Here is a 13,260-nt window from a genome sequence, read left to right as displayed (position 1 = left end):
ATGCCGGCGTTCTCGCGTACGCGGATCTATGAGCCTGCTCCCGCTCAGGCGCGACGCCAGTCGTCGCCGAAGGCATCGCGCATCGTCGCGTAAGCCGCTCTCTGCGCGTCGTCATGCGCGCGCGGTGCCAGGATCTCCAGCTCGACGATCTGGTCTCCATCCGCGCCTTGTGCACCACCCGGAAGACCACGTCCGCGCAGGCGCAGCTTGCGGCCGGCCTCGGAATCCGCGGGGATCTTCAATTCCACCGGCCCGCCCAGCGTCGGCACGCTGATCGTTGCGCCAAGTGCCGCTTCCCACGGCGCCACCGCAAGCACGTGGATGACGTTGCGGCCATCGACTTCGAAGTGAGGATGCGCGGCGTATTCGATCTCCAGCAGCAGGTCGCCGCCGCCGTTGCCCTGCCGCGCCAGCCGGATCGACTGCCCCGGCTTGATGCCCTTGGGGACGCGCACCTCGAGGGTGCGGCCGTTGACGCTGATGCGCACGCTGCCTCCGCCGTACACGGACTCCAGCGGGACGGCCAGCTTGGCCCGCGTATCCCCACCCGGCTGGGCGCCGCGCGGACCGGCACCGGGACCGCCGCGCCCGCGACCGAACACGCTTTCGAAGAAGTCGGAAAACCCGCCACCCGCACCACCGCCCGCGAAGATCTCGTCGAAATCCGGTTGTCCGCCCGGCCCCCGATGGAAGCCGCCTGGCGGCGGACGCACCTGGTCGCCCGGCCGATAACCACCCGCGCGCACCTGGTCGTAGGCCTTGCGCTTCTCGGGGTCGCGCAGGGCCTCGTAGGCCTCGTTGACCGCCTTGAACTTGTCCTCGGCGCCGGCCTCCTTGCTGACGTCGGGATGGAACTTGCGCGCCAGCCGCCGGTACGCGGTCTTGATCTCCGCGTCGCCCGCGCTCGGCTCCACGCCCAGCACCCCGTAGTAATCCTTGAACTCCATGGAGACTCCATGCCGCGACAGGCGGACGAGGGTAACCGATCGGCCGTGGCGCCCGGGTAGACTGGCGCACCCCAACGTGACGAGGTTCCAGCATGTCGATCCAGCCCGGCGAACGCATTCCAGAGGCGATCCTGCAATACGTCGATGACGGCGTGCACAAGATCGACACCCTGGCCCTGTTCGAGGGCCGCAAGCTAGTGCTGTTCTCGGTGCCCGGGGCGTTCACCCCGACCTGCTCGGAACGCCACCTGCCCGGCTTCGTCGAACACTTCGATGCGTTCCGCGAACGCGGCATCGAGGTCGCCTGCATGGCGGTCAACGATCCCTTCGTGATGCAGGCCTGGGGCGAGAGCCAGCACGTGCCCACCGGGATGCGCATGCTCGCCGACGGCAATGCCGACTTCACCCGTGCGCTGGGCCTGGAAATGGATGCCAGCGGTTTCGGGATGGGCACCCGCAGCAAGCGCTTCGCGCTGTATGCCGAAGACGGCGTGGTGCGCGAGCTGTACGTCGAGGCACCGGGCGAGTTCCGGGTGTCGTCCGCGGAACACGTGCTGGCCAACCTGCCCGCTTGAGTGATCGGTCGCGCCGGTGCGTCAGCGCGCCGGCGCCAACATGCTGAAGCGGATGCCGTGCCACGCGCCGGAATCCGCCAGCGCGGTCAGTTCATGCGTGCCGGGCGTGTCGAAGACATGCACCAGCGAACGGCCGCCATGGGTTTCACCGATCCAGCGGCCGTCCAGCAACCACTGCACGCGACCCTCGCCGCCCAGCGCACGCAATGACAGGCGCACACCACCGTCGCCACCGGGTGGCGACACCAGCGTCGCACCATCGTTGAGACCTTCGATGCGCAGTGCCGTACCGGCATCGCGGCCATCGTCGCTGCAGTCATCGGCGAGTGGCGGCAAGCGCGATGCATCCCGCCACGCGGCCGGCAACCACGGTGACGCCAGCGCCGGCCAGCGCGCGATCTCCATCGCGCGTGCGTCATGCGGAAACGCGCAGTCGGCAGACAACCGACGGCCGCTGCGCGCATCTACCTGTACGCGTTCGATGCCGGCGTTCCACAAGCGCGCATCGCGTTCGGCGAAAGTCGGCGGAATCGCGCCATCCAGCACCCACGCCTGCATCCGCTTCTGGCACAGTGCGGCCGGCTGCGCATCGGCGGCGATGCCGAGCGGCCAGCAGATATCCGTTTCGACCACGCTGGCCGGCCTGGGCACGCGCCCGGCATCGCCCGGTTGGCGCGGCAAGCTGTCGACGACTTCAAACAATAACGGCAGCGCAGTCACTGCACCGTATTGACCAGGCATCGGCGTGCCATCCGGGCGACCCACCCACACGCCCACCGTGTAACGAGGCGTGCCGCCGATCGCCCACGCGTCGCGATAGCCGTAACTGGTGCCGGTCTTCCATGCGACGCGCGGACGCCGGCCGGTATCGAAGGTGCCCTCACCTTCGCCGGGACGCGGGTTGGCGGCCATTACCTCGCGCACGATCCATGCCGCCCCCGGCGACAGCAGCCGACGCTCGATGCGCGGATCGGCCGGCGAGTAGCGCACGCGGCCGGCGATGCCGTCGCGATGCAACGCCGCGAACGCGCCGACCAGATCCTCCAGCCGCGCACCGGTACCGCCCAGGATCATCGACAGGTTCGGCGACGCACCACGCGGGAATTTCAGGGTGATGCCGGCATGTTCCAGCCGCGCCGCAAAGCGTGCCGGGCCGACGCGTTCCAGCAGGTCCACCGCCGGTACGTTGAGCGACAGCCGCAGCGCCGTGGCAGCGCCCACCGGACCGTTGAACGCGGCATCGAAATTGGAGGGCCGATAGCCGCCGAACGACTGCGGCGCATCCACCAGCAGGCTTTCGGAATGGATCATCCCGGCATCGAGCGCCATGCCGTAGAGGAACGGCTTGAGCGTCGAACCGGGCGAGCGCCACGCCTGCACCATGTCGACGTGGCCCAGCCGCAGCTTGTCGCCGAACGCCACCGAACCGACATAGGCGCGCGCTTCCAGCGTGGCGTTGTCGAGCACCAACAAGGCGGCAGACGTGCGCGGCGGCAGGTCGGAGAAGTACGTGGAAACGCGTTCCTCCAAGGTGCGCTGCAACGAGGCATCCAGCGTCGAAGCAATGCGCTCCGCCTTCGGATACGCGGTGCGCAGGCGCTGGGCGAGCAAGGCTGCATCCATCGGCGGACGCAGCCGGCGCGAGACGACGCCCTCGATGCGCGCATCCTCGACCTGCGCCTGCGTCCAGGTGCCGCTGCTCGCCATCCGTGCCAGCAGCTTGTCGCGTGCGTTGCGGGCAGCGTCGGGCGAGCGGTCGGGCCGCAGCCGGCTCGGTGCCTGCGGCAGCACCGCGAGCAGCGCGGCCTCCGCATGCGACAACCGCGCGGCGGGTTTGCCGAGATAGGCCCAACTCGCCGCTTCCACGCCTTCGATGGTGCCGCCAAACGGCGCGCGTTCCAGGTATAGCGTGAGGATTTCGCGCTTCGAGAGATGCGCTTCCAACTGCAATGCGCGGAGCACCTGCCGCAACTTGCCCAGCGGCGTGCGCGTGCGCGCGCCGCGCAGGCCGGGATCCAGGATCCGCGCCACCTGCATGGTCAGCGTCGATCCGCCCGAGACGATCCTGCGGTTGCCCAACACTTGACCGCCAGCACGCAGCAATGCGACTGGATTGATGCCCGGGTGCTTCCAGAACCATCGATCCTCGTACGCCAGCAACGCCTGCACGTACAGCGGCGAGACCCGTTCCGGCGTGGTCGGATAGCGCCAGATGCCTTGTGCATCGGCGAACGCGCGCAACGGGCTGCCGTCGCGTGCCGAAACCACGATGCTGGTGTCGCGCGTGGTTGGCAGTGGCAGCGGGAAAACCAAGTCGAGCAGCAACAGACTTGCTAGCAACGCGACAGTGCCCCAGCGCAACCAGGGCAGCACGCGTCGCGCCTTGCCCCCTCTCCCGCCTTTGGGAGAGGGAGACACAATCAAGGCTGCACCACCGTAATGCTCGCCGGCACCGCCTTGCCCACGCCGCGCAGAGCGGGGCGATACATGTCCTCGACCAGCGACGGCGGCGCGGTGTAGGTGCCGGGGGTGACCGCGCGCACCAGGTAGAACAACCGCGCCCGGCTGCCCGCGCCAAGCTTCAGCGCGGCGATGTAACGGTCGTCGCGGAACTCCTCATGGCGGATCTCGGCTTCGCCACCGCGTGAGGTGATGTCGATGCCGTCGACCACCACGTCGGCCCATTGCTTGCCGTCCCCGAGGTTGAAGTTCTCGATCTCAAGGCCGGCCGGCAGCAAATCGGTAAGCAACGCGTCCGGCATGTCGCGATCGGCAGTGATGCTCACGCGGACGATCAGGGCCTCGCCTTCCTTCAGTGGCCGCGGCGTCCACGGCTTGCCATCGGTCCCGAACAGGCTGCGCTCGACGTTGATCACACTGGCATCCGCCGCCGGTGCGCTGCGTGGCACCCCGGCCACGTCCAGGCTGGCGTAGAACGGCGGCTCACCTTGCGGCACGAAACGCACGCCCTTGGCCAGCGCGGCGAAATCGAAATCGCGCCCGAAGGCTTTCGTCGCGGCGATGGTCTCGTTGCCTGTCGCAGTGGTCAGCGTGCCGGCCACGTTCTTCTTCTGGTCGGCCAGCAACGCCTTGCCGAGCCGGGCCAGCGCGATCTGCTCCTGCGTGCTGAGATAGAACCACGGCGCGTTGCGGCGCGCATCCAGGTCGCGGCCGAGGTCGATCGCCTTGGCATCGAAGGCCGGCTTTGAATAACCACGCTCGTGAGTGAGCGCGATCATCAACGCGCCGTCGCGCAACGGGCTGCCGTAATCGCCCAGATAGCCCACACGATCGCCCTGGAACGCGAAGCCCTCGGCGATCGCCTTCTGCCCGCGCACCTTGTCGCCCTGCATCGCCAGCGCCAGTCCGAGCTGGACCAGCGGCAGGCCCTTCAAGGCTTTCTTGCGCTCGTTGTCGTAAAGCGCGCGCAAGGTCCCCAACGGCGCACGATTGACGCGCGCCAACGCGTAACCCGCATGCGCCTGGTAGGCGAACTTCAGATACTCGCGATGGTCACGACCGTAGAACTCGTGGCCACCGGCCAGCAGGTCCTCGCTCAGCCGTTGCAGCGCCTTCTGCAGCACCGCCTCCGGCACCGCGAAGCCGCCCTCGCGCGCGTCCAGCAGGAACTCGACGATGTACGGAGTCAACGCGGGATCGACGTAGTCGTCGCTGCCCCACATCGAGAAATGCCCGGACGACACCTGCATCGAGGCAAGCCGACCGAACGCGCCTTCCATGCGCGCGCGCCGCTTGGCCGCATCCAGTCCGCCGATGCCGAACTGCTTCGCGCTGGCGGCATCCAGCAGCAACGCCGCGTAGCCCTTGCTGGTGGTCTGCTCGGCGCAACCGTAGGGATAGTCGAGCGCGCCCTTCAGCGCCGCCGCGAACGGGATCGGCGGCACCGCGCTCACCAGCATCCGCGCGCTCACCGAACCCGGCATCAACCCTTCGGCAAAGCCGGCATCCATCGTCGCTGCGCCACCCTCGCCCAGCACCTGCGTGCGCGAACGCACGACCGAGGGCCAGGCCGGGCGCACCGGCAGGTCGTACTTGCGGTCGACTTTCGCGCCGTTGCCATCCACCCGCACCCGCACCTGCGCCACGCTGAAACCTTCCTGCGCGGCCAGCGGGAAGCTGAGCGTGGACTTGGCCTCGCCGGCGAGTTGCAGCGTGCGGCTGCCCTCACCGACCGACGCCGGGCCGATGCCATCCACCCGCACCTTGAACTCGCCCGGCTTTCCGGTGAAGTTGGTGATGTCGAGGGTGACCGTGCCGCGGTCGCCCGGCGCCATCACCCGCGGCATGCTGGCCTCGGCGACGATCGGCGCGCGCACCACGGTTTCGGCATCGCGATTGCCGTACTGCGTGTCCGAGTACACCAGCGCCGAGACCCGCAAGGTGCCGTTGAAATCCGGCACCGCCAGCGAGACCCGCGCATTGCCCTTCGCATCGAGTTTTACCGGCCCTGCGAACAGGTCGACGGTCTGCACCCGCGCGGTCGGTCGCCGCGCCTGCGGCAATGCAGCGAGCGGCATGTCGCCACCGAAACGCAGCTTGGCGATACCGCCCTCGAAGCTCTCGATGACACGGCCATAGATGTCATACGCATCCACGCCGAGACGGCGTTGCGCGAAGAAATGCGCGTTCGCATCGGGCACCGGGAAGCGGGTGATGTTGAGGATGCCGACATCGACCGCGGAGACCGTTGCATACGCCTGCTTTCCGGCCAGTGCGGGCGCGCTGACGACCATCTGCAGCGGCTGCTCCGGGCGCACCCGCGGCTTCACCGCCAGGCCAACCGCGATCTTGCGGTCGCGACGATCCATCGGCACATGGGCCACGCCGACCGCGCGCGCCGGGGTGATCTTGCTGGTCGCGCTGCCGCCACGGAACACCAGCGCGGTGACGTAGACGTCGTGGCGTTCCCAATCCTTGGTCACCGGGATTTCGACTACCGTGCCGGGTTTCACGTCGATCGCCTGCACGAACAGCATGCGGTCGCTTTCCACCAGCAGCAGGCCCTTGCCCGGATGCGGCGGGGTCAGGGTCGCCTTCAGCGTGTCGCCGGCGCGGTACGCGGTCTTGTCCAGCGCCAGCTTGACCTTGTCGGGACGCGCGTCGAGGCCGCGGTTCTCGTCGTCCCAACCCCAGCCGGCATGGAACGGATAACGCATGGTGAGTTTGGTGACAGGATCGAGCACGTCGATGCGGTACTCACCCCACTCCACCGGGACATCGAAGCGCACCGCAGTCGCGCCCGCGTCCAGCGTGAGCACCTGCTTGTTCTCGAAGCGGCGGGTGAAGTCGTAGTCCCAGCCGGTGTCGTCGTCATGGCTCCAGTGGTAGTCGCGATGCTCGCGCACCAAGGTGACCTTCAATCCCTTGAGCGGCCGCGGCGTGCCGTCGGGGCCGAAGCGCATCAGTTCAAAGCGGGCGTTGGCGTTGGCGTCAGCGCCGTCCTTGTCGTCGAACAACGGGCGTACCCCGACCAGCGCATCGGCCGGCCACAGCACACGTTCCACGCTGCGGTTGACGCTGCGCCCGCCGGATTCGTACAGGCTGCCGGAGACGATCGCCTTCACCGGGGTGTTGCCCTTCACTTCAGCCGGCAAGGCGATGTCCTGGGCCAGCTTGCCTTCGGCGTCCAGGGTGCCTTCGACCACATCCTTGGCTTCCTTCGGCAACACCACCGTGGCGTCGCCGAAGAAGTAGCCCTTGGCCTGCGCCAGCGGATGCTGGTCGACCATGACCGCGAGTTTCGCGGTGAAGCGATTGCCAGATGCCGGTGCGCCATACAGATAGGCGCCGGTGGCGCGCAGGCGCAACGGTTCGCCGGGATGCAGGACCGGATCCGCGCTGTCGAGGTCCAGCTTCATGCGTTCGGGCAGGAATTCCTCGATGCGCAGGGCCATGCCCTGCACCGCTTCCTTGCTGGCCGGGTCGGTGCGGAATTCGACCTGCCACTTGCCGGTCGGCGCTTCGACCGGGATCGCTTTCTCGAAGCGGAAATAGCCCTGTGCGCCCGGCTCGATCCGCGACTCGACGAAGGTCTTGCCGTCCGGCTGCTTGAGTCTCACGAACAGCGACTGCGCCTTGCCGTTCTTGGTCACCACCGGCTTGCCGTCGTTGTCGCGCAGCAGCGCGGACACGCGTACGGTCTCGCCGGGGCGATAGAGATCACGGCCCGACCAGGCGAACACGTCGAACCACGCCTGCCCGCGGCCACTGACCGCGAACTCGGAGAGATCCAGCGCTGGTTGGTTGAACGGCAGCATCGATACATCCTTGCCGCGCGCCGCAGTGAGCACATGCGCCGCGTCCAGCGTGTAGTCGAGCAGTGCGTTGCCGTTGCCGTCGGTCTTGCCCTTGAACACCGGCTCGCCGCGTGCGTCCAGCACCCGCAACTCGGCATTGGCCAGCGCAGCGCCGTCCGCCAGCGAGGCCGTGTGCACGAACAGCTTGTCCTTGTACGCGCGCACATGCAGGCCGATGTCGCTGACCGTGAAGAACGCAGTGTCGTAGTCGTCCTTGAACGCGCCGGCCTTCTTCATCACCGCGAAGTACAGGCCGGGCTGCTGCAGCTCGGCGATGTCCTGCACCGGCAGGTGGGTCAGCACGCGCTCGTTGCGTGCGCCGCCAAGCACGAAGCGGTTGACGTACACGGGTTCGGCCAGCTTGGAGATCGGCGGGCGGCTGTCCTTGTCGTCCTCGTCGTACCAGGACGGGTCGAGTTCCCAGCTGCCGCGACGGCCGCCGCGCTGGTATTCGGCGAAGAAACGCGGCAGCGACGCTTCGCGCACGCGCAGGAACTCGACATCGACCTCGGCCACGTTGACCGAGACCACCGGCAGGCCTCGCGAATCCTTGGCCGGCAGCACGCTGCCCTGCGAGGCAAAGCCGACCGCGGGCTCCAGTTCGCCGGTGAACACCTTCATCTCGATATCGCGGCCGATCTTGCTGCCATCGGCGGCGGTCACCGCACTGGAGATGCGCAGGGTCACGGTGCTGTTCGCCGGTACGTGCGGATATCGCAGCACTTTGCCGTCGTCGGACAGGACCCAACTGCTGTCCTCGCCGACGCGTTCGGTGAAGGTCAGCAGCTTGTCGAAGTCCTGGGTACCAACCAGCGGCCGCGAGAACTCCACCGCCACTGCAAGCGTGTCGCGGCCCTGGTCCGGGTAGGCGCGGACCACCGCAAAGCCCTTCACTTCCTCGCGCTTGGCCTGGATCGCCTCGCCGCTGGTCGCCGGCAGGTCGCCGGACGGGTTGCGCTTGCAGGCTGGCAATCCCGCCGCCAGCGAGACCCCCAGCAGCACCATCAGCACCGGGCGCAAGGCGCGCACCATCGACATCCGTTCGGTTCGCATCTCGGTTCCATCCATGCCAGGCGGTTTCGAGTATAGGACGCAGAGCGACGCACCAAGCGGCCCTCGTTCGCGCAAACAAAAAGCCCGGCGTTCAGCCGGGCTTTCATCTCGCAAAACGCTGGGATCAAGGTGCCGTGGGCTGGTCCGCTGCATCCCCGGCAATCACTTCTCCAATCACGTCCACATCCTCGGCCAGCGAGCCGTCGAGGCGTTCCACCGCCTGCAACTTCTCGCCCTTCGACAGGCGGATCAGGGTCACGCCCTGGGTGTTGCGGCCGACGCGGGAGATTTCCGAGCTGCGCGTGCGCACCAGGGTGCCGCCGTCGGAAATCAGCAGCACTTCATCGTTGCCGCCCAGCAGCACCGCGCCGACCAGCTTGCCGTTGCGCTCGGTGGTCTGGATGCCGATCACGCCCTGGGTGCCGCGTCCCTTGCGCGGATACTCGGCCAGCGGTGTGCGCTTGCCGTAGCCGTTCTCTGTGGCGGTCAGGATGTACGAGGACGCGCCATCGTCGACCACGCTCTCCAAGACCTCCACCGCATCAGTACTCGCTTCGATCGCATCATCGACCACGTCGTCGCCGATCTCATCGTCCAGCTCGATGCCGCCGGCAGACTCCGCGACGATCAGGCTGACCACTTCCTCGCCCTTCGGCATGCGGATGCCGCGCACGCCGGTCGACGTGCGCCCGGTGGAGCGCACCTTGCCCTCGCCGAAGCGCACGGTCTTGCCGTTGCTGGCGAACAGCAGCACGTCGCGCTGGCCGTCGGTCAGGGCCACGCCGATCAGGGCATCGCCCTCATCGAGATTGATCGCCTTCTTGCCGCGCGCCAGCCGATACGCGAATTCGGTCAGCGGGGTTTTCTTGACCGTGCCGTCGCGGGTGGCGAAGAACACGAACTGGCCGCCCGCGTATTCGCGTACCGGCAGCACCGCCTGGACTTTCTCGCCGGCCTCCAGCGGAATCCAGTTGATGATCGGGCGGCCGCGCGCGTTCGGACCCGCATCCGGCAACTGGTGCACCGGCAGCCAGAACACCTTGCCGCTGCTGGTGAAGGTCAGCAACGTGTCATGCGTATTGACCAGCCACAACTGGTCGATGAAATCCTCGTCCTTGGTCGCCGCCGCGCTGCGCCCGCGCCCGCCGCGCTTCTGCGCACGGTAGGCGCTGACCGGTTGGCGCTTGGCGTAGCCGGAGTGCGACAGGGTGACCACCACGTCTTCCGGCGCGATCAGGTCGAGGATGTCGAGGTCTTCCTCGGAGGCGCGAATCTCGCTGCGGCGGGCGTCGCCGAACTCTTCCTTGACGTTCTCCAGCTCGGTGCGGATCACCTGCAGCAGCACGTCCGGGTTCTCGAGGATCTCGATCAGGCCGCGGATCGTCTCCAGCAGCAGCTTGTATTCCTCGGTGAGCTTTTCCTGCTCCAGCCCGGTGAGGCGATGCAGGCGCATCTCGAGGATCTGCTGCGCCTGGATCTCGGTCAGCTGGTAGGAACCGTCGACCAGGCCCACGCCCATCGGCAGGTCTTCCGGGCGCGAGGCATCGCTGCCGGCGGCCGCCAGCAGCGCGCCGACCAGGCCCGGGGCCCAGGTCCTGGCCAGCATGCGCTCGCGCGCTTCATTCGGGTTCGCCGAGGTCTTGATCAATTCGATCATCTCGTCGATGTTGGCCAGCGCGACGGTCAGGCCTTCGAGGATGTGCGCGCGGGCGCGAGCCTTCCGCAGTTCGAAGATCGTGCGACGGGTGACCACCTCTCGCCGATGGCGGACGAAGGCCTGCAGGATCTGCTTGAGGTTCAGCAACTGCGGGCGGCCATCGACCAGCGCCACCATGTTGATCCCGAACACCGACTCCATCTGGGTCTGCGAGTACAGGTTGTTGAGCACGACCTCGGCGGACTCGCCGCGCTTGACCTCGATGTAGATGCGCATGCCGTCCTTGTCGGACTCGTCGCGCAGCTCGCTGATGCCCTCGAGCTTCTTTTCCTTGACCAGCTCGGCGATCTTCTCGATCAGCCGCGCCTTGTTGACCTGGTACGGGATCTCGGTGACCGCGATCGCCTCGCGACCGTTGTCGGCCACTTCGATGTCGGCCTTGGCACGCATGCGCACGCGGCCACGGCCGGTACGGTAGGCCAGGTGGATGCCGCCGACGCCGTTGATGATGCCGGCGGTGGGGAAGTCCGGGCCCGGGATGTGTTCCATCAGGCCGTCGATGTCGATTTCCGGATCATCGATCAGCGCCAGCAGCGCGTTCACCACCTCGTTGAGGTTGTGCGGCGGGATGTTGGTGGCCATGCCCACCGCGATGCCGGCGGAACCGTTCACCAGCAGGTTCGGGAACCGGGTCGGCATGACCTTCGGTTCCAGTTCTTTCTCGTCGTAGTTCGGCTGGAAATCGACGGTGTCCTTGTCGATGTCGGCCATCAGCTCGTGGGTGAGCTTGGCCATGCGCGCTTCGGTGTAACGCATCGCCGCGGCGGAGTCGCCATCGACGGAACCGAAGTTGCCCTGCCCGTCCACCAGCAGGTAGCGCAGCGAGAACGGCTGGGCCATGCGCACCAGGGTGTCGTACACCGACTGGTCGCCGTGCGGGTGATATTTACCGATGACGTCACCGACGATGCGCGCGGACTTGTAGTACGGCTTGTTGCTGTGCGCGCCTAGTTCGTGCATCGCGAACAGCACGCGCCGGTGGACCGGCTTGAGGCCATCGCGGACATCCGGGAGTGCGCGCCCCACGATCACGCTCATCGCGTAATCGAGGTAGCTGCGACGCATCTCGTCTTCCAGGTTGACGGGGATGATTTCCTTGGCGAGCTCGGCCATCGTGCGTCCGGTTGTCAGCAAATTCCGCGGCCCGCGGGACGCCTGCGGAAGCGATTCCGCGCAGGCATTCCAAGGGGGTTTTCAGCAACGTGAAATTGTAGCATTTCCGGGGCGCTTCCGTGCCGTCGATTCCGACGAAGAATCAAGGGGTTACGGGGCTTTTTGGCGGCCAACGCCACCACGCAACTGCCTTTTACTCCGACAGCGAAATTCTCCAGTGAGTGGGGGGTGGCGTGGCGCCGCAGAGCGGGCCCATGGGTGAGCGTGTCCTGCTCGCGCAGCATGCTGCGCGAACACGCGAACGCCCGCCATGCAGTGGCGGGCCGGGCCGCGGAGCGGGCCCGCGGCGACGCGTAGAACAGGACGTTCGCACGCGTCGAGTAGGCGCCATGCCGCGACCACTCTTCCCCGGAAAACCAACGCACGAAATCAGGACTTGAACAGCGCCTGCATTCGCATCGCGTCTGGCCGTTCCACCACGCCCTGCTCGGTCACGATGGCATCGATCAGATCATGCGGGGTGACATCGAACACGGGGTTCCATGCACGCACGCCTTCGGACACGGTGCGTGCACCCTTGAACGACAGCAGCTCCGCGGTGTCGCGCTCCTCGATCTCGATCAGCTCGCCGGACGCCGTCTCCATGTCCACGGTCGAGGACGGTGCCACCACCATGAACTTGACGCCGTGGTGGCGCGCCGCGATCGCCAGCTGGTAAGTGCCGATCTTGTTGGCGGTGTCGCCGTTGGCGCAGATGCGGTCGGCGCCGACGATCACCCACTGGACCTGGCCGCTCTTCATCAGGTGGGAGGCCGCCGCATCGGCGATCAGGGTGGCGTCGATGCCGTCCTGCTGCAGTTCCCACACGGTCAGCCGTGCGCCCTGGTTCCACGGGCGGGTCTCGCCGGCGAACACCTTGTCGATGCGGTGGGCTGCCACGCCCGCGCGGATCACGCCGAGCGCGGTGCCGAAGCCGGCGGTCGCCAGCGATCCGGTGTTGCAATGGGTGAGCACGCCGCTGCCCGCCGCGATCAGGCCAGCACCCAGTGCGCCCATGTGGCGATTCGCGGCGAGGTCTTCGGTCTCGATCGCGCGCGCTTCGCGCTCCAGCACCTCGCGCCAGTCGCTGCCGGCGGCCTGCAGCACGCGGCGCATGCGCGCGATGGCCCAGGCCAGGTTGACCGCGGTGGGTCGCGCGGCATTGAGGCGTTGCATCGCCGGTTCCAGCGCTTGCGCGGCATCGACGCCGTTTGCGGCAACGATGTCGCGGGCCGCCAGCACCACGCCCCATGCTGCGGCGATCCCGATCGCCGGCGCGCCACGCACGGTCAGCGCGTGGATCGCGGCAGCGACGTCATCGCTGCTGCTGCTGGTGTCGTAGGCCACTGCGAACGGCAGGTTGCGCTGGTCGAGCAACTCCAGCGATTCGCCGGTCCAGCGAATCGGGCGGATGCGGTCGTAACGGTCGAAATCGATGGGCTTGTCCATGCGCGGATTATCCGTCATCGCATGCGAAACCGGCGCCACGCGGGCGCCGG

6 protein-coding genes are annotated in these 13,260 nt (G+C 67.5%); 1 reads left to right on the top strand and 5 read right to left on the bottom strand.

Annotated elements, in window-relative coordinates; genetic code table 11:
- Positions 1-44: 44 nt before the first annotated feature.
- Positions 45-947 (bottom strand): DnaJ C-terminal domain-containing protein, encoded by a 903-nt coding sequence (locus tag H9L16_RS12545; RefSeq protein ID WP_187552011.1) that lies wholly within the window; start codon positions 945-947, stop codon positions 45-47.
- A 92-nt stretch (positions 948-1,039) separates the two neighbouring features.
- Here H9L16_RS12545 and H9L16_RS12540 point away from each other — a divergent pair, with 92 nt between their 5' ends.
- A complete protein-coding gene (locus H9L16_RS12540; RefSeq protein WP_187552010.1) occupies positions 1,040-1,522 on the top strand; it encodes a peroxiredoxin in 483 nt (160 codons plus the stop codon).
- A 21-nt stretch (positions 1,523-1,543) separates the two neighbouring features.
- Here H9L16_RS12540 and pbpC read toward each other — a convergent pair whose 3' ends face one another.
- The 4 genes from pbpC to mtnA all read right to left on the bottom strand — a co-directional run bounded on the left by pbpC (position 1,544) and on the right by mtnA (position 13,210).
- Complete coding sequence (gene pbpC / locus H9L16_RS12535; protein WP_187552009.1) at positions 1,544-3,946, bottom strand: penicillin-binding protein 1C; 2,403 nt, start codon at positions 3,944-3,946, stop codon at positions 1,544-1,546.
- Entirely contained in the window at positions 3,943-8,871 is a 4,929-nt protein-coding gene (locus tag H9L16_RS12530) for an alpha-2-macroglobulin family protein (protein WP_187554177.1), read from the bottom strand. The genes pbpC and H9L16_RS12530 overlap by 4 nt, the downstream gene beginning before the upstream one ends.
- Before the next feature lie 145 nt (positions 8,872-9,016).
- On the bottom strand, positions 9,017-11,722 hold the full coding sequence (gene gyrA, locus H9L16_RS12525) for a DNA gyrase subunit A (RefSeq protein WP_187552008.1): 2,706 nt from the start codon (positions 11,720-11,722) through the stop codon (positions 9,017-9,019).
- Between the two features lie 429 nt (positions 11,723-12,151).
- A complete protein-coding gene (mtnA, locus tag H9L16_RS12520) occupies positions 12,152-13,210 on the bottom strand; it encodes an S-methyl-5-thioribose-1-phosphate isomerase (RefSeq protein ID WP_187552007.1) in 1,059 nt (352 codons plus the stop codon).
- Positions 13,211-13,260: the final 50 nt, after the last annotated feature.

Origin of the sequence: Thermomonas carbonis (assembly GCF_014396975.1) — a bacterium.
Classification (GTDB): domain Bacteria; phylum Pseudomonadota; class Gammaproteobacteria; order Xanthomonadales; family Xanthomonadaceae; genus Thermomonas; species Thermomonas carbonis.
The sequence above is the reverse complement of the archived record's forward strand: the minus strand, read 5'-3'. Positions and strand labels throughout refer to the sequence as shown.

Excerpts from the sequence above, each read along its gene's own strand:
- H9L16_RS12545 (WP_187552011.1), bottom strand. The coding sequence starts at position 947 with ATGGAGTTCAAGGATTACTACGGGGTGCTGGGCGTGGAGCCGAGCGCG.
- H9L16_RS12540 (WP_187552010.1), top strand. The coding sequence starts at position 1,040 with ATGTCGATCCAGCCCGGCGAACGCATTCCAGAGGCGATCCTGCAATAC.
- H9L16_RS12530 (WP_187554177.1), bottom strand. The coding sequence starts at position 8,871 with ATGGTGCGCGCCTTGCGCCCGGTGCTGATGGTGCTGCTGGGGGTCTCG.
- gyrA (WP_187552008.1), bottom strand. The coding sequence starts at position 11,722 with ATGGCCGAGCTCGCCAAGGAAATCATCCCCGTCAACCTGGAAGACGAG.
- mtnA (WP_187552007.1), bottom strand. The coding sequence starts at position 13,210 with ATGGACAAGCCCATCGATTTCGACCGTTACGACCGCATCCGCCCGATT.